The organism is Clostridium sp. ZS2-4, from assembly GCF_026719745.1.
GTDB lineage: Bacteria > Bacillota > Clostridia > Clostridiales > Clostridiaceae > Clostridium_H.
Window position 1 is genome coordinate 44,269 of the sequence record NZ_JAPPRQ010000011.1, and the last position, 21,679, is coordinate 65,947.

18 protein-coding genes are annotated in these 21,679 nt (G+C 29.5%); all 18 read left to right on the forward strand.

Features of this window, described 5'->3' with window-relative positions:
- Positions 1-2 precede the first annotated feature (2 nt).
- The 18 genes from OIO11_RS01365 (at position 3) to OIO11_RS01450 (ending at position 21,597) form a co-directional block, all read left to right on the forward strand.
- Entirely contained in the window at positions 3-707 is a 705-nt protein-coding gene (locus tag OIO11_RS01365) for an acylneuraminate cytidylyltransferase family protein (RefSeq protein WP_268069538.1), read from the forward strand.
- Positions 700-1,749 (forward strand): N-acetylneuraminate synthase, encoded by a 1,050-nt coding sequence (gene neuB, locus OIO11_RS01370; RefSeq protein WP_268069539.1) that lies wholly within the window; start codon positions 700-702, stop codon positions 1,747-1,749. Before OIO11_RS01365 ends, neuB begins: the two co-directional genes overlap by 8 nt.
- 55 nt (positions 1,750-1,804) lie before the next feature.
- Complete coding sequence (gene neuC, locus OIO11_RS01375; protein WP_268069540.1) at positions 1,805-2,953, forward strand: UDP-N-acetylglucosamine 2-epimerase; 1,149 nt, start codon at positions 1,805-1,807, stop codon at positions 2,951-2,953.
- Positions 2,954-2,967: 14 nt separating this feature from the next.
- On the forward strand, positions 2,968-3,606 hold the full coding sequence (locus OIO11_RS01380) for an acetyltransferase (RefSeq protein WP_268069541.1): 639 nt from the start codon (positions 2,968-2,970) through the stop codon (positions 3,604-3,606).
- A 4-nt stretch (positions 3,607-3,610) separates the two neighbouring features.
- On the forward strand, positions 3,611-4,660 hold the full coding sequence (locus tag OIO11_RS01385; protein ID WP_268069542.1) for a nucleotidyltransferase family protein: 1,050 nt from the start codon (positions 3,611-3,613) through the stop codon (positions 4,658-4,660).
- Positions 4,661-4,729: 69 nt separating this feature from the next.
- Positions 4,730-5,725: an NAD-dependent 4,6-dehydratase LegB gene (locus tag OIO11_RS01390; protein ID WP_268069543.1), complete on the forward strand. Its 996-nt coding sequence runs from the start codon at positions 4,730-4,732 to the stop codon at positions 5,723-5,725.
- Between the two features lie 170 nt (positions 5,726-5,895).
- On the forward strand, positions 5,896-6,999 hold the full coding sequence (locus OIO11_RS01395) for a LegC family aminotransferase (protein ID WP_268069544.1): 1,104 nt from the start codon (positions 5,896-5,898) through the stop codon (positions 6,997-6,999).
- Between the two features lie 49 nt (positions 7,000-7,048).
- On the forward strand, positions 7,049-8,455 hold the full coding sequence (locus tag OIO11_RS01400) for a lipopolysaccharide biosynthesis protein (RefSeq protein ID WP_268069545.1): 1,407 nt from the start codon (positions 7,049-7,051) through the stop codon (positions 8,453-8,455).
- Between the two features lie 24 nt (positions 8,456-8,479).
- On the forward strand, positions 8,480-10,207 hold the full coding sequence (locus OIO11_RS01405; protein WP_268069546.1) for a hypothetical protein: 1,728 nt from the start codon (positions 8,480-8,482) through the stop codon (positions 10,205-10,207).
- 25 nt (positions 10,208-10,232) lie between these two features.
- Positions 10,233-11,702, forward strand: a complete 1,470-nt coding sequence (locus tag OIO11_RS01410) for an O-antigen ligase family protein (RefSeq protein ID WP_268069547.1) — start codon at positions 10,233-10,235, stop codon at positions 11,700-11,702.
- A 1-nt stretch (position 11,703) separates the two neighbouring features.
- Positions 11,704-13,071, forward strand: coding sequence for a hypothetical protein (locus tag OIO11_RS01415; protein WP_268069548.1), 1,368 nt, complete (start codon positions 11,704-11,706; stop codon positions 13,069-13,071).
- Between the two features lie 18 nt (positions 13,072-13,089).
- Positions 13,090-14,148, forward strand: coding sequence for a non-hydrolyzing UDP-N-acetylglucosamine 2-epimerase (wecB, locus tag OIO11_RS01420; protein WP_268069549.1), 1,059 nt, complete (start codon positions 13,090-13,092; stop codon positions 14,146-14,148).
- Positions 14,149-14,173: 25 nt separating this feature from the next.
- Complete coding sequence (locus OIO11_RS01425) at positions 14,174-15,250, forward strand: glycosyltransferase (protein WP_268069550.1); 1,077 nt, start codon at positions 14,174-14,176, stop codon at positions 15,248-15,250.
- 20 nt (positions 15,251-15,270) lie between these two features.
- A complete protein-coding gene (locus tag OIO11_RS01430; RefSeq protein ID WP_268069551.1) occupies positions 15,271-16,491 on the forward strand; it encodes a glycosyltransferase family 4 protein in 1,221 nt (406 codons plus the stop codon).
- A 14-nt stretch (positions 16,492-16,505) separates the two neighbouring features.
- Positions 16,506-17,681, forward strand: coding sequence for a DegT/DnrJ/EryC1/StrS family aminotransferase (locus tag OIO11_RS01435; RefSeq protein ID WP_268069552.1), 1,176 nt, complete (start codon positions 16,506-16,508; stop codon positions 17,679-17,681).
- 140 nt (positions 17,682-17,821) lie between these two features.
- Positions 17,822-19,078, forward strand: coding sequence for an O-antigen ligase family protein (locus OIO11_RS01440; protein WP_268069553.1), 1,257 nt, complete (start codon positions 17,822-17,824; stop codon positions 19,076-19,078).
- Between the two features lie 22 nt (positions 19,079-19,100).
- Entirely contained in the window at positions 19,101-19,754 is a 654-nt protein-coding gene (locus OIO11_RS01445) for a sugar transferase (protein WP_268069554.1), read from the forward strand.
- 64 nt (positions 19,755-19,818) lie between these two features.
- Entirely contained in the window at positions 19,819-21,597 is a 1,779-nt protein-coding gene (locus OIO11_RS01450) for a hypothetical protein (protein WP_268069555.1), read from the forward strand.
- Positions 21,598-21,679: the final 82 nt, after the last annotated feature.

The window sequence follows — 21,679 nt, forward strand, 5'->3', positions numbered from 1 at the left end:
TTATGTATAAGGATAAAAAAATTCTAGCTGTAATTCCAGCTAGAGGAGGGTCAAAAGGAATACCTTATAAGAATATAATGGATATCTGTGGTAAACCATTGATAGCATATTCTATAGAAGCGGCAAAAAAATCAAAATATATTGATTATACATTAGTTTCAACAGATGACACTAAAATAAAAGAGGCTTCTTTAAAGTATGGAGCCAATGTTCCTTTTTTAAGACCAGAAGAAATTTCAAATGATGCTGCTAAGTCAATAGATGTAGTTTTACATGCAATAAATTTTTTGAAGGAAAAGGGAGAAGAGTTTGATTATGTGGTTTTACTTCAACCAACTTCTCCTCTTAGAACACAAAGTCATATTGATGAGGCAATAGAAGTACTTATGAAGAGTAAAGAAAATTCTTTAATAAGTATATGTGAAGTAGATGAAAATCCTGTTATTATGAGAACAATTCAAGATAATAGATTAGAACCTGTAATGGAATTTAACGGAGATAATTTAAGAAGACAAGAATTACCTAAAGTATATATTTTTAATGGAGCACTGTATATAAACAGAGTAAGTATGTTATTAGAAGAAAAAGCTTTTGTGAATAAACAAACCTTGCCTTATATAATGGAAGGAGAAAAATCTGTTGACATAGACAATATGCTTGATGCAAAACTTGTAGAACTTATTTTAAAGGAGAATGGCAATGATTAAAATAGGAAATAGAATTGTTGACAGTAAATCATCTTGTTTTATAATAGCTGAAGCTGGAGTTAATCATAATGGAGATATAAATCTTGCAAAAAAACTTGTGGACATGGCTGTGTATGCAGGAGTAGATGCTGTGAAATTTCAAACCTTTAAAAGTGAAAAGCTAGTAACAGGATATGCTCAAATGGCTAAATATCAAAAGGACAATATAGGTGCTGAAGATAGTCAATTTAATATGTTGAAAAAATTAGAACTATCTTATGGTGAATTTAAAGAACTTAAGAAGTATTGTGAAGATAAAGGAATAATTTTCTTATCAACACCTTTTGATTTTGAGAGTGCAGATTTTTTAAACTCTATAGGGATTGAAGCTTTCAAGATAAGTTCGGGAGATTTGACCAATATTCCATTACTGGAGCACATAGCAGAATTTAACAAGCCAGTTATTTTATCTTCAGGTATGGCTGTGCTAGGTGAAATTGAGGAAGCAGTTATGGCTTTAAAAAATAAAGGGATAAATGATATTGCAGTACTTCACTGTACATCAAATTATCCAGCGGCATTGGAATCAGTAAATTTGAAAGCTATGAATACTATAAAGACTGCTTTCAATATAATAGGCGGGTATTCAGACCATACGGAAGGAATTACAATACCTATTGCTGCAGCTGCTTTAGGAGCAAATATTATTGAAAAACATTTTACACTGGATAAAAGTATGGAAGGACCTGATCATAAAGCTTCTTTAGAACCAGAGGAACTTAAAAAAATGATTGAGGGAATTAGAAATGTAGAAATTTCTTTAGGCAGCGGAATAAAGATGTTTAGTGAAAGTGAAATTAGTACAATGCAGGTTGCACGTAAAAGTATAGTAGTTTGCAGAGATATAAAAAAAGGTGAAACAATAGGGTTGGAGGATTTAGATTATAAAAGACCAGGAAATGGACTAAGTCCTAAATACTATAAAGATTTAATTGGTAAAAAAGCTGCAAAAAATATTAATAAAGATGAGCAAATAACATTTACATCAGTAACCAATGATTAGCAGCCAGTGACCAGGTAATGGCGAATAATTTATGAAATAGAGAGGTTTAGAAGTTATGAAGAGAAAGATTGCAGTTTTAACTGGAACTAGAGCAGATTATGGAATATATTATTCGGTACTTAAAGAGATAGAAAAAAATCCTAAGTTGGAATTACAATTAATTGTTTGTGGAATGCATTTATGTCCTGAATTTGGGATGACAGTAAATGAAATAGAAAAAGACGGTTTTGAAATAGCTGAAAGAATTGAAACTATTTTAGCGTCAGATACGGGAGCTGCTATGGCAAAATCTATAGGTCTGACTCTTATGAACTTAACTCAAACATTAGAAAGATTAAAACCGGACATTTTAGTTGTATTAGGAGACAGAGGTGAAATGATGGCAGCTTCTCTTGCTGCTGCTCATATGAATCTTCCAGTTGCACATATACATGGTGGAGAAGTTACAGGAACAGTTGATGAATCTATAAGACATGCAATTACTAAGCTTTCACATATACATTTCCCAGCAACAGAAGATAGTAAAGAGAGAATTGTAAAAATGGGTGAGAAAGAAGAAAATGTATACGTAGTAGGAGCGCCAGGTCTTGACTATATCAGAAATACTGAGTACATATCAAGAGATGAAATGTTGAAAAAGTTTGATTTGGAAGATGATAAAATTTTTGTTATGACCCTACATCCGGTTACTACAGAGAGAGACTTAGTGAAATGGCAGATAGAGCAAACATTAGATGCTGTAGTTGAGTGTGGAGTACAGACAATAATTTCATATCCTAACAGCGATAATGGTGGAAGAGAAATAATAAAGGTAATAGAAGAATATAGAGCGAAATATAACTTTTTAAAGGTGTTTAAAAACCTTACTCAGGTTGAATATTTGAGTCTTCTTAACATAGCTGATATAATGATAGGAAATTCTTCTTCGGGAATAATAGAAGCACCGAGCTTTAAACTTCCGGTTATAAATATTGGTACAAGGCAAGAAGGTAGACTGAGAGCTTGCAATGTAATAGATGTTGGATATGAGAAAGAGGAAGTGCTTGGAGGAATTAATAAAGCATTATATGAGGACAATTACAGAGAAGAATTAAAGTCTTGTGTTAATCCTTATGGAGATGGTAAAGCCGGCGAAAGTATAAGTAAGCATTTAAGTGAAATTGAAATTACAAGAGAACTAATACAAAAGAGAATAACTTATTAAAAAGAGGTGTCTATATGGAAAAAATTGTCCTTGTGGGTGGAGGAGGACATTGTAAGGTTATAATAGATATAATAAAAAGTATGAGAAAATATGAAATAATAGCTATTACTGATACTAAAGGAATTGGAGATAAGATATTTGATATTCCAATAATAGGAACTGATGAAGTGCTGCCGCAGGTTTTTAAAGGCGGTGTAAGAAATGCCTTTGTAAGTTTAGGTGGATTAAATGATATGAGTCTTAGAGACAAAATATATTATAACTTAAGAAACATTGGTTATGAAATACCCAAATTAATACATAACAAAGCTGTAGTATCTCCCTATGCAAAGGTGGAAGACGGAACGTGTGTAATGGCAGGAGCTATTATAAATGCAGGGGCTGTTGTACAAGAAAATTGTATTGTAAATACTTCCTCAGTTATTGAACATGATTGTTTTGTAGGAAGGAATTCACATATTTCTCCTGGTGCATGCATAGCAGGAGGAGTTAAAATAGGCAACGGTTCTCATATAGGAATAGGAGCTTCTGTAATTGAAGGGATAAATATTGGAAACAATGTAGTAATAGGGGCAGGATCTGTTGTATTGAACGACATAGAGGATAATGTTACAGCAGTAGGAAGTCCAGCAAAAATAATAAAGTGTAGGTGATTTGGTGAGATTTTCAAATGATATATACTGTATAGAAGTTTGTTCCACAATAAAAGATGCCATGGAATCTATAGATAAAAATTTAACGGGTGCAGCTTTAGTAGTTGATGAAGAAAACCATGTTAAAGGAATTATTACAGATGGTATTATAAGAAGAGCCATACTTAAAGGACATGAAATTCATGACAGTATTGAAGGAATTTACAGCAGTGAATTTAGGTCAGTAAGTAAGCTTGAGTCAAAGAAAAAAGTTAAGGAGTTAATGCTTAAATATAAAATAAGGCAGCTCCCACTTTTGGATGATGATGGAAAATTAATCGATTTATATTTTTTAGATGATATAATATCATATGATAAAAAAGATAACTTTGTATTTATTCTTGCAGGAGGACTTGGTACCAGACTTAGACCTCTTACAGAGAAAATCCCAAAGCCAATGCTTAAAATAGGCGAAAAACCTATATTGCAGCGTATTATAGAGCAATTCAAAGAATATGGATTTAGAAATTTTATAATTTCTCTTAACTATAAAGGAGAAATTATAGAGGAATATTTTAAGGATGGTAAGGAATTTGATATAAATATTGAGTACGTAAGAGAAACTAAAAAGCTAGGTACAGCTGGTTCGATAAAGCTGGCAGAAGACAAACTAAACAAACCGTTTATTGTTATAAATGGAGACATATTAACAGGAATAGATTTTGATGCTTTTTTAAATCATCATATTAAAAATGAATTTAATGTTACTGTTGGAGCAAGGAACTATGAAATGAAGGTTCCATATGGTGTAATGATTACGGATAATCTTTTAATAAAGTCATTAGAAGAAAAACCAGTATATAATTTTTACATAAACAGTGGAGTATATGTATTAAACGAAAAAACAATTGGATATATTCCAGAAGATGAGTTTTATAATATGACGGATTTAATAGAAGATGTAATAAAGGAAAATGGAAAATCAGGAGTATATCAGATTACAGAATATTGGTCAGACATAGGACAGATGGATGACTTTAAAAAAGCAAATGAAGATGTAGAAAAATTTTTTTAAGCAAGATTTTATTATGACTAACTGAAGATTAGATAAAAAATAATAAATTGTATGGAGGAATGAGCAGCTATGAATTGGAAGGGTAAAAAAGTTTTAGTAACAGGTGCGGAAGGCTTTATTGGAAGTCATTTAACTGAAAGATTAGTAGAATTAGGAGCTGACGTAACAGCACTTGTTCAATATAATTCTTTTAATAACTGGGGATGGATAGACTCATTTGATAAAAATGTTAAAGACAGTCTAAATGTTATTACAGGAGATATCAGAGAATATGACAATGTAAAGAGAATGGTAAAAGGACAGGAAGTTATAATGCATCTTGCTGCACTTATTGCTATACCATATTCATATTTATCACCAATGGCTTATGTAAGAACCAATGTAGAAGGAACTACAAATGTATTAGAAGCATGCAGAGATGAAGAAAATATAGAGAAGATTATACATACTTCAACAAGTGAAACGTATGGTACTGCATTATATGTTCCAATTGATGAAAAACACCCTATGCAGGGGCAGTCACCTTATTCAGCTTCAAAGATAGGTGCTGATAAAATGGCGGAGAGTTTTTACAAATCTTTCAATTTACCAATTGCTACATTAAGACCATTTAACACATATGGTCCAAGACAATCGGCAAGAGCTGTAATACCAACAATAATTTCACAAATACTTGCTGGTAAAACAGAAATAAAATTAGGAAGTCTAACTCCAACAAGAGATTTCAACTATGTAAAAGATACAGCAGAAGCATTTATAAAAGTTGCTGAAAGTGAAAAAACTATAGGAGAAGTGATAAATGCTGGATCTAATTATGAAATAAGCATTGGGGATTTAGTTAAAAAAATAATAGAATTAACAAACAATGAAGTTAAGATAATATGTGACGATGAAAGAATAAGACCAGAAAAGAGTGAAGTTAACAGATTGTGGGCGGATAACACAAAAATTAAGGAATTGACTGATTGGACTCCAAAATATACACTTGATGAGGGACTAAAAGAAACAATTGAATGGATTAAAAATAATATCCAACATTTTAAGACTGATATTTATAATGTGTAATAGAATAAAATTGTGAAGCAATTTTATTCTAATCCCCAGTAACCAATCCCAAGTCACCAGAAAATCTTCTTTCACTGGGGATTGGTTACTGGCGATTGGGGAATATAAGAATGTTGTCTGGCAACATTCTTATATTGTGTAAAACAATTTTTATGATGGGAGTGTATAAAATGATACCTTTATGTATACCTGAAATCCAAGGGAATGAATGGAAATATGTTAAAGAATGTATAGATACAAATTGGGTTTCTTCTGTGGGAAGCTATGTAAATTTATTTGAAGAACGATTTGAGCAATATTTAAATGTAAAAAAGGCTGTTGTTACAATGAATGGTACAGCTGCTCTTCAACTGGCACTTGTAACTTTAGGAATAGGAGAAGGAGATGAAGTAATTGTTCCTTCCATGACTTTTATTTCACCTGTAAATACTATTAAATATGTAGGGGCATCTCCTGTTTTTTGTGATTGCTGCAGAGATACTTTTGTAATGGATGCAGAAAAAATTGAAGAACTTATTACTCCAAAAACTAAGGCAATTATGCCAGTACATATTTATGGGCATCCTGTGGACATGGATAGAGTTATGGAAATAGCAGATAAACATAATTTGTTTGTTATAGAGGATGCGACAGAAGCATTAGGATCTACATATAAGGGAAAAAAATTGGGAACTATAGGACATATAGGTGCTTTTAGCTTTAATGGTAATAAGCTTATAACAACTGGAGCAGGCGGAATGTTTGTAACTAACAATGAAGAATATGGCGAAAGAGCTAAATTCTTATCGACTCAAACAAAGGTCGTTTTAGAGAATAAAGCTTTTTATCATCCAGAAGTGGGATATAATTTTAGAATGCCAAATCTTTTAGCTGCTTTTGGAGTTGCACAGTTGGAAAATGTAGAGGAGTATTTAAAGATAAAAAGAGAGAATGCAGAATATTATAATGAACTCCTACAAGATGTAAAAGGAATAACAATTTCAATAGAAAAAGAATGGGCTGGGAATTGTTATTGGCTATATTCAATATTGGTTGAAGAGGACTATGGAATTAGCAGAGACGAGTTAATTACAAGATTAAAAGAGGAAGGTATTGAATCCAGACCATTCTTTATGGCTGTACATGAAATGCCGCCGTATAAAGATTGTAAGCATGGAGATATGAGTATTACTGAGGAGATTTGCAATAGAGGAATTAATCTTCCAAGTTCAGTTGGATTGAAAAAGGAAGAAATAAAATTTGTATGTGATATTATAAAAAAATATGCTAGATAATAAAAAAGATTGCAATTAAAAGATACAGTGATTTTAGGAGAGGTATAATATGGATATATCTATAATGAAAAAAATGTACAAAAATAAATTGGTTAAAAGTGGTATATGGTATACAATTGGAACTTTATTTGTTCAAGGCCTTTCTTTTATTACTGTACCTATATTTGTAAGACTTCTTAAAGAAAGTGATTTTGGTATTGTTTCAGTTTATGGAAGTTACCTATCTATATTTACAACTATTATAAGTATAAGTTTGGTTTCTTCTATACAAAATGCCAGATTCGATTTTGAAGAAGATTATGATGGATTTTTATCATCTATTTTCTTTTTGGGGACTGTTTCTGCAAGTTTATGGCTTATAATCGGGATTGTGTTTAAAAATTCTTTAGCACAGATTTTGGGTTTGAGTTCTAATCTGGTTATTTTGCTTATAGTTCAATCTTTTTTTGGTTTCGTAGTAGATTGCTCAAGTCGTAAATTCACTGTGCAGTATGAATACAAAAAATATTTGTTTGTTTCTATAAGCAGTGCCATATTTAATATTATTTTATCTATTATAATGATACAAAGATTCACACAAGACAAATATTATGGGAGAATTGAAGCAGGAGCAATTGTTACAATATGTTATGGAACTATACTGTATCTATTTACCATAATTAAAGGAAAAAGAATAGTGTCCCAAAAGTATTGGAAATATGCTTTGGTTATTTCAATACCTTTAATACTCCATACTCTTTCAGGAATAGTTTTAACATCAATGGATTCTATTATGATAAAGAAATTTTTAGGAAATGCTGAAGCTGGTATCTATAGTTTTGCCTATAAAATAGGCATGATTTTGCAAATCGTTTGGATGGCAGCTAATAAGGCATGGGTACCCTGGTTTTTTGAGAATATGACCAAAAAAAACTATAAAGAAATACAGCAGAAGGTTAAGTATTATATTGGATTATTTTCATTAATGAGTTTTATATTGATTTATATATCTCCAGAGGTAGCAAAACTAATGGGTACTAAAGCTTACTTAAGAGGCGTTGGCTTCGTTCCGTTGATTATGCTTGGATATTATTTTGTATTCCTATATAGTATACCTAGTAATATAGAGTTTTATTTTAAAAAAACACAGTATACTTCTTTAGGAACATTTATGGCGGCAATGGTAAATGTAATTCTAAATTATATTTTAATACCAAGATATGGAGCGGTAGCAGCTGCATGGACAACAATAATATCTTATATATTATTATTTATATATCATTATATAATATCTTTACATATAACGGAGATAAGAGTTTTTAAATTAAAATATTTTTTATATTGTAGCTTATTTATGTTGATGATAAGCATAGTGTTCTATATTATTCAAGATATGATAATTATTAGATATGCATTTGTTATAATGGTTTTATTTATATTACTGTATAAATTAAGAGAGAATTTAAAAAATAGGTAAACAAACAAGTGGGAGAAGATAATCATGTATAAGCTTATTTATACTAATTCAGAAAAGAGTGTACTTTATGATGGGAGAAAAATTGATACAGATACCTATATTAAACATATAAGTATGGATAAAGAGGTTTTTGAATATCTTCAATTTCTTGAAAAGCAAGAAATTGAAGATATGAATTTAGAAGATTTATATACATATAATGGTGTAGGTATGTACTGTTTTGAAAGACATGCAATATATGAAAAATTAAAGAGTATTTTCTTTTGCTTTTTTACTGTGAAAAGTGTAATAGATGATGTTGGAAAAAACATTATCATAGAGACAGACAATCAAATAATGACTGATATATGTACAAAAGTATTTGGTTTAGAGGTTCATAAGGTTGATGACATTAAAAAGCAAATAAATAATCACAGAAAATTAGATGCTAAAAAAGTACTTAAATTTATTTTAAGAAGTTTAAAGGGAATAAAAAGTTATATAAAATTTAGAGTTAATTGTAATAAAAGTAAAAATAATTTTCTTTCAATAAGTAATACTATGAATATAAACACAATAAAGGTTCATGGAAAAGAAGACTTAATCGATACTCAGTTGGGCATTGTTACGGAAGCTTTGAGCAAAAAATATAATATGTTTAATATTCAGTGTTTATTAAATTTTAAAATAATAGATAAATCTTTAAAATATAAAAAAGATTATATACCTTTTGAGTTTTTTGTTTTATATAAAAAATTCAGTAAAGACAAATATATGGAGAAAAATTTAATAAACGATAATCTGTCTAAATTAGATAAGCTTAACTATAAATATGAAGATTATGATTTGAAAAAAATTATTATGAAGTATATTTTTGAAAACATAAAAGATAGATATATGGAAGACATAAGGGAATTAATCTGTGCAAGGGATTTAATAAAAAAGCACAATATAAAGGGCTGCATTGCAGTAGATGAAGGTGATAGACCTAGAGAATTTATAATGGCTGGAAATATGGAAAATATAAAGACTTATGCAGTACAACACGGTATAATAAATTCAATGTCTCCAGCATATATAATAAATTCTAAGTATAAAGAAAAAATAATTCCTAACCATACTTTTGTATGGGGAAAGAAATATAAAGATATTTTAGTGAAAAATACAAATATTTATGACGATAATAATGTTAAAGTTGTAGGGCAGAGTAGAACGGATCTTCTAAAAAATTATATAAGAAATAAAGAGAATAACAGTAATAAAATTAAAATATTATATGCTACCCAGTATTATATGGATATATTGGAGCCTGCAACACATATTCTATTTAAAGCATTATGCATGATGGAAAAAGAATATGAAATTTGTATAAAACTTCATCCTGCGGATACTTATTATGAAATTTATGAGTCTCTTATAGAAAAGTATAACATCAAAAATGTAAAAATAGTTAAAGAAGGAGATTTATATGATTTAATAAACTGGTGTGATGTAGTAGTTAGTGTACATTCAACTGTTGTTGTTGAAGGAGCTTTACTAGATAAGCCATCTGTGTGTATACTTTTACCTAAGTATAACGATGCTGGTGGATTTGTAAGAGATGGAGTATCTATGGGAGCAAAAAATGAGTATGATTTAAAAGATTGTTTGAATAATATATTGGAATATAAATTTGACGATAAATTTAATAAATACATAGAGTATAACTTTTATAAGCTTGACGGCAGAATAACAGAACGAATTGTGTCAATGATTGATGAAACTATAAGATAAAAACACTATTCAATGGAGGACAAATATGGATTTTTTATATGAGTGTAAGGAATATTTGGAGTATTTAAAAAGATATAAACTTTTTATACTGTTTCTTTATCTGAGTGTAGAGGTAGGTATATTTTTAAAAATAGGACATACTAATATACTTATGTTTACAAGTAGTTTATTTGTTACAATATTTATTATTTGCAGTATGTTTTTAATGTTTAAAGATATTAAAACCAATATTTTAGTATACATATTTTCAATGCCTTTAATTCCAATGATTTTATATTTATTAGCACGATTGAATATGAAATGGATTGGAAGCGGAATTTATTGGGTATATTTCATTGTTTTCCTCATAAACATATTTAGATTTAAACAAAAAGTTGATTTTTCTTTAATAGCTGATAGGAAAAAGTATAAATATGTATTGTTTACATATTCTTTAATTATAGTATTAGCCTTAATCTCGGCATTTGTAAATGTAAATAAGCTTGAATCAATTAATTTAGTGGCACTTGCAGTGATTTCTACCATTATTTTAAGTGTAATACTTTTGAGCTATAAAGAATTAAATGATTATTTCAGTAAACAAATAGTTACTTACTTATGTATGGGTGCTGCTTTGTCTTCTATACCAGATATAATTGTAACACTTTATAATCTTATTTTCAGAGGTAATAATCAACATCTATATGGAGTACTTGGAAGTAATTTTATGCTAGGGTATACATTAATGATTTTACCTTTTATATTATTGTTTGCTGTGAATAAAGAAATTTTTCCAGAATATAGAGAGTTGTATAAGCTTTTATTATTTGTTGAAGTAGTTAATCTTTGTACTCAAAAATCAAGAGGAATAATGGTAGCTGTTGGGCTATGTATATTTTTGGTGATACTTATTGATAGAAAAAATTACAAAAAATATATTATTATTTTCGTAGTTGTTTTTGTGTGCTTAGGATTCAATATAACCCATAGATGGGAGTTTAATGAACTTAGAGAAGAACTAAAAATTGAAGGAATAGAAGTAATTACAAAAAGTAAAGGTATAATCCATGAAATGTTACAGCAGTGCAAGAGCAGAAGACCAATATGGATTGTAGCATATGGAATGATATATGATCATCCTTATTTTGGAGTAGGACCTGGTCAGTTTAAAAATTTCTATTTAACTTATGGTGGAAATAAAAACAAAATGTATATAGATGCACATAATATATTTTTAGATGTTGCAACAGAGTTTGGTTTGATTTTTACTTTTGTATTGTTTATTTCTATAATAATAGTTTTAGTAAAATCAATTATTTATGCTATTAAGCACAAGGATGATAAAAAATTCATATTATCAGCAGTAATAGGAATGCTATGTTTATTGGCATACGGAAATATTACAGGTCAAGCGTTTATGACATCTACATATCCAATAAGTATTATTCCCGCATTTGTATTTATGGTTATTATTACATTAATGTTAAAAATTATTCATAAAGGTGAAAGGGATTAGTATGAAAAATATATTGATTATTGCCTATTATTATCCACCTAAAGGTGGGGCTGGAGTTCAGAGAACTACAAAATTTGCAAATTACTTAAGTAATATGGGATATAATGTTAGTGTCTTAACTGTTAAAGAAGAATCCAATGGAATTGTTGATAAATCACTTAGTAAAGAAATTGACAAAAACATATCTGTTTATAGGGCTGATATAAAAGAATCAGACATAATAAATAAGTTAACCCGTTTATTAAGCAATAAAGGAGCAAGTAACACTCAATCTGACAGCAATGGTGTTGTAAGTACTGGTTTGCATTTAAATGGTATAAAGAGCAAGTTGAAAAAAAGTGTTAGGAATATAGGGAAAAAAGTATTTTTAAACGTATATAATCTAGTTTACATACCTGATGATAAAAAGGGGTGGATAGATTTTGCGGTGGAAAAAGGCAGAAAGATTATGAAAGAAAAAAATATAGAAGTGATTTTTACAACTTCAGGACCGTATTCTTCTCATTTAATAGGATATGAACTTGCAAAAGAAGCTTCTGTAAAGTGGATTGCTGATTTTAGAGACCCATGGGTGGAAAATCCATTTGTGAACAATGGTATTGCAATAGAGAGCGTGTATGCTCATTTAGAAAAAAAGGTTGTAAAAAAAGCTGATAAAGTTATAAGTGTAAGTAAACCTATAATCGATAATTTTATTAAAAGATATAAAAATGAAAGTATTGATAAGTTTAGAATAATAACAAATGGATATGATGAGAAAGATTTCAGCAACCTGAATCTTTCTTTAGCAGAAAAAAATGAAAGGTTTTCTATATTATATAATGGAACTTTATATGGTAAGCGTTCACCAGAAAAGATATTAAAATCAATTGAGAATTTGATAGAAACTAATAAAATAGATCAGTATAGAATAAAAATTAAATTCTCAGGTCAAATAGGAAATGAACATATGGAAACTGTAAATTATTATATGAACAAGTATCCAGAAGTAGTAGAACATCAAAATTATGTACCTCATGAAGAAAGTTTAAAGCAGCTGTGCATGGCTAATTCACTTCTACTTATAATAGATGAAGGTGTAGGCAGTGAAGGCATATACACAGGTAAGATATTTGAATATATAAGAACTGGAAAGCCTATATTGGGAATTGTTCCAGAGGGAGTGGCAAAAGAACTGATTTTAGAAACAAATACAGGATATATAGCCAATCCATCTAAACAAAATGAAATTGAAAATATAATTTATTCAGCATATTTGGATTTTATAAATACAAATAAATATATTAAGCCTGATTGGAATAAAATAAAACAATACAGTAGAGAAAATCTTACAAGACAGCTTATTGATGTTATAGCTGAAATAAAATAATACAGAGGTGAGAGAAAAATGAAAATAGTTACTATAATAGGAGCGAGACCGCAGTTTATTAAAGCAGCTGCTGTTTCAAAAAAAATAAGAGAGAAAAATCAGGAGATAATTGTTCATACTGGACAGCATTATGATGATAATATGTCAAAAATATTTTTTGAAGAGCTTGATATACCATTTCCTGATTATAATTTAAGTGTAGGTTCAGGAAATCACGGAGCTCAAACTGGAAGAATGCTGGAAAAAATTGAAGAAATACTTTTAAAAGAAAAACCTGACTGTGTTCTAGTATATGGAGATACTAATTCAACAATTGCAGGAGCACTTGCTGCAAGCAAGCTTCTTATACCAGTAGCACACGTGGAAGCAGGACTTAGAAGCTTTAATATGGCTATGCCAGAAGAACAAAATAGAATACTTACAGATCATATTTCAAAATATTTGTTTACTCCAACAGAGACTGCCGTTAAAAATTTAAATAATGAGGGTGTAGGTAAAAATGTTTTTAATGTTGGAGATGTAATGTTTGATGCTATTTTACATTTTACCAAGGTAGCTGAGCAAAAAAGCAGCATATTGGAAAAATTGGGGTTAGAGAAAAAAGGATATATTTTGGCTACTATACATAGAGCAGAAAATACTAATGACATAAATAGATTGAAAAATATTGTTGAAGCATTAAATGAAAGTGGAGAGAATATAGTATTGCCGCTTCATCCAAGAACAAAGAAATACATAGAAGAATATAATTTATCTTTCTCAAATAATATTAGGATAATTGAGCCAGTAGGATATTTGGACATGGTAATGTTAGAAGCTAATAGTAAAAAAATAGTATCTGACAGTGGCGGTGTTCAAAAAGAAGCATTTTTCTTAGATGTTCCATGTGTTACTTTAAGAGACGAAACTGAATGGATAGAAACAGTAGAAAATGGTTGGAACATTATTGTAGGTGCGGATAAAGGAAAAATAAAGAAAGCTGTTTTAGAGTTTGAACCTAATAAAACAAAAATAAACAGCTTTGGCGATGGAAAAGCTGCAGAAAAAATAATAGAAATAATTGAGAAATATGCTTAAGCATAAGATAAAGGAGGTATAAAAAGTGGCAAAAGTATGTGTTTTAGCTGATGCAGAGAGTATCCATACAAAAAAATGGGTTGAGTATTTTGTACAGTTAGGTCATGATGTCCATTTAATATCTATGCGAGATACACAGTATATGTATCCCAGTAGTGTACACTTATATATAATAAAACCTCCTTTAAGGTCTAAGTTAAGCTATTTTTTATTAATACCTAAAGTAAGAAATATAATCAAGAAAATACAGCCAGATATATTACACAGCTATTACGCATCCAGTTATGGTATGCTAGGAATGCTATGTAATTTTCATCCATATATTGTTTCAGCATGGGGAAGTGACATATATGAGTTTCCCAAAAGTAGTTTTCTAAATAGAAGTCTGTTAAGCAAGATATTAAATAGTGCTGAAGTGGTATGTTCTACTAGTAAAGACATGGCTTCAGAGATAAAAAAGTATTATGATGGTGAAATCGTATTAACTCCCTTTGGTGTAGATACTAATAAATTCAAATGTATAACTCCTATTTTTAGCAAGGAGTATGTAACTATTGGAATTAATAAAGGACTAGAAAAAATATATGGGATAAATTATCTTATAGAAGCTTTTGCTCAGTTGTACAATGATTGGAAGCAAGACAAACTTAGATTGATGATTGTTGGAGATGGCAGTGAAAGAAAAAACTTGGAATTTCTCTGTAAGGATAAAGGAATAGAATCAAAGGTTACATTTGTTGGTAGAGTTGAAAATGATGAAATACCAAGATATTTAAATAATATGGATATAGTATGTTTTCCATCTTTAAGTGAAAGTTTTGGAGTAGCTGCTGTTGAAGCTGGAGCATGCTGCAGGCCAGTCATAGCATCAAAGGTTGGTGGATTGAAAGAAGTAATAGTTGATGAACATAGTGGTTACTTGGTTGATAAAGAAAACAGTGAAGTTATAAAAGAAAAAATAGAGTTCATACTTGCCAATAAGAATAAAGCTGTTGAAATTGGTGAAAATGCAAGGAATTATATTAATAAAAATTATAGTTGGCAAAGTAATACTGAAATAATGAGAAAACTTTACAGCAGATATATAAAGAGTGATATTTAAACAAAGTTAGGAGTGAAAAAATGAAAATTCTGTTTCTGACGCAGTATTGTCCACCAGAAGTAGGTGCACCACAAAATAGAATTTTTGAATTTGCTAAGCAACTGAAAAAATTTGGGCATGATATAACTATTTTAACTGCAATGCCTAATTACCCTAAAGGGGAAATATTTGATGAATATAAAGGTAAAAAAGTGGTTCAGGAAGAGCTGGATGGAATAAAAATAGTTAGAACAAGTATCTATGCAACAAAGGAAAAAGATTTTGTAAAAAGACTTAGAAACTATTTATCTTTTACTTTTTCTTCTGTGTTTACAGGAGCAAAGTACATAGATAAGCAGGATGTAATAATAACTGAATCACCGCCGTTATTCTTAGGATGGTCTGGTTATGTACTTTCAAAGAAAAAAGGTGCAAAATTTGTATTTAATGTATCAGATCTTTGGCCTGAATCAGCTGTAAAATTAGGGGTTTTGCATAATAAAGCTCTTATTAAGATGTCTACATGGCTTGAAGAATTTTGCTATAGAAAAGCAGCGGCAGTTACTGGACAGACAAAAGGGATAGTAGATGATATTGTAAATAGAGGATTTGACAAATCTAAAGTTCATTTAATAACAAATGGAGTGGATACTGAATTCTTTAAGAGAGAAAACAGAGATGAAGAGTTTAGAAAAGAAATAGGCGTAGAAAATAAATTTGCTATATGCTATGCAGGAATTCATGGCCTTGCTCAGGGATTAGAAACTGTAATAGAAGCTGCTGAAATTTTAAAAGATAATAAGGATATTCAAATTATTTTTATAGGGGATGGCCCTGAAAAATCAAAGCTTATTCAAATGACGGAAGATAAAGGATTAGACAATGTTACATTTTTACCGGTTCAGCAGAAGCCTAAGATGCCTAGAATTATAGCGTCTATGGATGCTACAGTAATTCCGCTTAAGAAATTGGATTTATTTAAGGGAGCACTACCTTCAAAAATGTTTGAGGCATTATCCTCAGAGCTTCCAATAGTGTTAGCTGTTGAAGGTGAAGCTGAAAAACTAATAAATGATGCAAAGGCAGGAATAACTGTAGAGCCGGAAAATCCACAAGATATTGCACAAGCAATTTTAAAGGTGTATAATGATGTGGAATTAAGAAGAACTTTAGGTCAAAACGGAAGAAAATATGTAATAGAAAATTACTCAAGAGAAAGCATTACTAGAAAGTTAGAAAAAATATTATTAGACTTAAAATAATAGAGGTGTTAACTATGTCAAAAACAGAACCAAGAAAAGAGTATTTACCATATGCACTACCGTTGATTGAAGAAGATGAAATAAATGAGATGATAGATACTTTAAAATCAGGTTGGATATCTAAAGGACCTAAAACTGTAGAATTTGAAAAGAAATTTGCTGAATTTGTAGGGGCAAAGCATGCCATAGCAACAAATTCTGCTACAAGTGCTCTTCACCTGGCATTGATTGCTGCTGGAATTGGAGAAGGTGATGAAGTAATTACTACACCTATGACATTTGCTGCAAGTGCAAATACTATAGTTCATGCAGGAGCAACTCCTGTATTTGTAGATATAGATCCAGATACATATTGTATTGATGTTAATAAAATAGAAGAAAAAATTACTTCTAAGACTAAAGCCATTGTACCTGTACATTATAGTGGACAGGCGTGCGATATGGATAAGATAATGGAAATTGCTAAAAAATATAATTTGTTTGTATCAGAAGATGGAGCTCATGCAGTTTATACTGAATATAAAGGGAAAATGATAGGAAGCATAGGTGATACAACTTCATTCAGTTTTTATGCAACAAAGAATTTAGCTACTGGAGAAGGCGGCATGCTTACTACAAATAGTGATGAAATAGCAGAAAAAGTAAGAGTTATGAGTTTACATGGCATGAGCAAAGCTGCATGGAATAGATATGGAAAAGGTGGTTCATGGAGATACGATATCGAGTATCCAGGATATAAATACAATATGACAGATATGCAGGCGGCACTTGGATTACACCAATTAAAAAAATTAGACAGAATGCAGCAAATAAGAAGTGATATAGCAAAAATGTATAATGAAGCGTTTGGTGATATGCCAGAAATAATTATACCTAAAACAGTAGACTATTCAACACATGCATGGCACTTGTATGTGATTCAGGTAAATGATGAACTATTGAATATTGATAGAGATAGATTTATTGAAGAATTAAGTGAAGAGAACATTGGAACAAGTGTACATTTTATACCAGTGCATTTACATCCATATTACAAGAGAACATTTGGATATGAAGAAGGAGATTTTCCTGTATGTGAGAAGATGTTCAGCAGAATACTCTCTTTACCATTATATCCTGTAATGACAAAGGAAGATGCGGAAGATGTAATTTATGCAGTAAAGAGAATAGTTGATAAATATAGAAAATAATAAGTAACATAAAATTAGCACGCTGTAAAATGCGTGCTAATTTTATGAATATAGATTAAAATATAAAGTGAAATTTAATTCAGATAGAACATTAGAATTGTTAGTCATTGGATAAACAAACTAGATGAGAAGGTGATGAAATGAACAAGCAAAATAATTTATTAAGTTATCTAATCTATTTTTATATTATTTTTACTGCAATACTTCCAAGTAAATTTAAAGGAATACCTTTAGGTGATGTTATATTATTTTTAATCGTATTAGTGTATTTGTTTACTATATCAATATATAGGGAGAGCAGAGAAAGATTTATAAAAGGCATACAAGATTTCTTTACAGATTACTTGAGCATATTCATGTTTGTGTTATTTATTGTAATGTGTATATCTGTTAGTTATGCATCTTATAAAACTATGGCATTAAAAGAAAGTTTAAGATTTGTAACGTATCTTATAATTTATTTTATAATTAAGTATGAAATAACTGAAAAATATATTTGGGATAATATAATAAAGGCTTATATCTTTGTTGTAACAGCTATAAGTAGTTTTGGGATAATACAATATTTCACAAAGATAGGCGTGAGTAAAGACTTTTTATATGACAAGAGATATGCTTTTAAGGTTAGAATACCATCTACACTAGAAAATCCAAATAGTTTAGGGGCATTTTTAATTTTAGCAATATTTCCATTAATAATGATAACCTTATATGAGAAAAATAAAAATAAGAAGATATTATATGGGATAATATGCATGGTAGTATTTATCAACATAGTATTAAGTGGGTCACGAAATACTTGGGGTGGATTTTTAATAGGAGCGGTTATTTTTATTATTATATATAATTGGAAAGCTATATTTTTATTTCTACTTGGGGGAGCATCAGCCTTAATGCTGCCAGCAGTAAGAAATAGAATTGGAGATTTTAAGCTGGTATCTACGGATGGTAGAGTTAATTTATGGAAAATAGCTTTAAAAATGATAAAAGACCATCCTATAGTAGGTGTTGGAAATGGAAATTATTACAGTTTGTATGGAGCATATGTAAAAAAATATCCTGAACTTTATTATAATCATCATGCAAATTTTCCAGTACATAATTCATATCTTAAAATTCAAAGTGAGCTTGGAATTGCAGGAAGTGTTTCATTTGTAGGGATTTTGGTAGCTGTATTGGTAAAGATAAAGACTTTTATAAATACTACAAAGAATGAATTTTACAAGGCGTTTTATAAAGGTTTTTTCATTTCAGTGATAGTTTTTTATTTTATGAACGTCAGTGACAACTTACTTTTTGTACCTAAAATAAGTGTATATTTTTGGATTTTAGTAGCTATATCTCAGTCTATGATTTATAATAATAGCAGGGATTTTTCAAAATATGATATAAAATAACTAATAAAATCTAGGAGGAGTTATGGATATAAATAGTATACAAATAAATAAGGAAAGTGACATAAATGGCAAAAAAATTCAATTTGTAATTAAAAGAATACTAGATATATTATTATCTTTAATAGGAATAATTATTCTAATTCCTATATACTTGGTAATAGTAATTTTAATAAAAGCTGATTCAAAAGGAGATGCTATCTTTAAGCAGATAAGAGTAGGTAAAAATGGCGAAGAATTCACAATATATAAATTTAGAACTATGGTAGTTGATGCAGAAAGTAAAAGGGAATTAGCTATTGATACTCAAGATATTGAAAATTTTGTTTTTCAGAGTAAAAGTGATAATAGAATAACTAAAATTGGAGCTTTTTTAAGAAAAACTAGTTTAGATGAACTGCCACAATTGTTTAATGTTTTTATGGGAAATATGAGTTTAGTAGGACCAAGACCGGAAATACCAGCTATAGTAGATGTATATCCAGATAAATATAGAGAAAGATTATTGGTTTTACCAGGAATTACTGGACTTGCTCAGATAAGTGGAAGAGGAGAAATAGAACTTGGAAAAACAGTATATTATGATTTGAAGTATATTAAAAACTTTTCAGTATTATATGATATAGAAATACTGGCAAAGACAGTATTTAGTGTATTCAAAAAAGAAGGGGCTTTTTAATAAAAGTTATTAACCCAAGTTTAAGTTGATTTATGAAATATAAAGAGAAAAGGAGAGATTCCGGGTGTTTAAAAAAGCAAAAATATTTTTTTTAGTATTTAGCTTAGCAGTAATAATATCAGCTTTCATGAGTATTAAAGAAATATATGCTTTGGATAGTAACTCAAGTGTAAAGAGGGTTGAACCTGACAAAGTATGGAGAATAAGATTTAATAGTTTTGTAAAATTTGATGATAATGCTAAAAACAATATTAAGGTTCTAGATGAAACTGGTAAGAGTGCTCCTGTTTTTGTTGAAAAAGAAAATGACAATAGTATTAATTCAAAACCAGGAAAAGTTGTGCTGTTTGACAATTTGAAAATGAGTGTTAACAGTGAAGGAAAAACTGCTAAAGACTTAAAATATGGAGTTAAAAAGTATATAGATGAAAAAGGACAAAAAGGAGAAATACTGTGTGATACAAGATATACTTACGGACAAGTATTGAATATACCCGCTAAGCTCAATGGATGGTTTAAAGTAAGTGCAGGATATGTGGAAGGCAATAATAGCTTTGGAGTAAAAGACTCTGCATCAGGAGAAGGAGATTTAATCTCAGATTATGCAGGAAGTTATAGTGATAAACAGAGAGTAATAAAAGAGAAAATTGTTTTTATATCTAATTTTAATAATTCAACAATTCAAATAGAACCTAATAATGGAATGAAGCTGGCCTACATAAAATTAACAGGGCTTACGGAAAAAGAAATAGCTTTGGCTTCTTCAAAAGATGAACGTAAACCAGTTATCTTAGATATAGATGGGTATTCTAAATTTTTTGAAGGCAGATTAGGATCAGAAGAAAATCTTCTTAATGAGACTGTAAGAGCAGTTAATAGAAACAATATTTCTACATTGAATTGGTGTCTTGGAACTACAGGACTTTTAAATTATAATAGTAAATTTGCAGGAAATCCTACAGATGCTTTTAATAAGCATAAAAATACTATGAGAACTGGAGATTTTAAAGCAAAAGAGCAAATAGAATATTTTATAAAGAAAGGTAAAACTCCATTAAGCATTATTGCAAAAGAAGGTGATGCTATTGGAACAGAGACGTATGCTTCATTAAGAATGGATATTTTTTATGATCCTACCAAATATGGATTTTTAAATGGTACTATTTATGATAAATTGATAAAATATAAGCAACCTACTAATTGGAACTTAGATTATCAATATCCACAGGTAAGAGATTATATTAAAAATATTATAAAAGAGGCTGCTTCTACTGAAGGAGTTGACGGAATAACACTAGATTTTTGCAGGTATCCTGTGATTATTGGAATATATGTACCTCAAAATAAAAAGGTTCAAATAATGAACAGTTTTATGAGAGAAATAAGAAAGTCTATTCCCAAAAATAAAAAAATAAATGTAAGAATTCCATATAATGAATATTTAAAAGATGGATATGATTTGAAAACTTGGATTAAAGAAGGACTTGTTGATGTAATTATTCCTTCAGGGCTAAGATATGAGGAAGAATTTGATATTAAGCCATTTGTGAATATGGTTAAGGGTTCCAATGTTAAAGTATACCAATGTGTTATTGCTAATGTTTCAGGTTCAGACTATACAAAGAAGGATGAATTAACAGGAAATATAGAGCAAAAGACATATTTGGAAATGGAGGATTACCTAAAAATAATTAATAAAGCATATGGCAACGGAGTAGACGGTATTTTCCTTTTTAATACATCGACATATTCGGAAATATTTTCAAGTCCTAAACAGTTAAGGATATATAACGAAATTTATAATCAACACAAGATAATAAGTAAGAAAATAAAATTTCAATAGAACATAATATTTAGTTTAAGTATTAAAAATAAGTAGATGAAAAAACGATAAAAGAATATAATTGAACCTAATAGGGGGATAT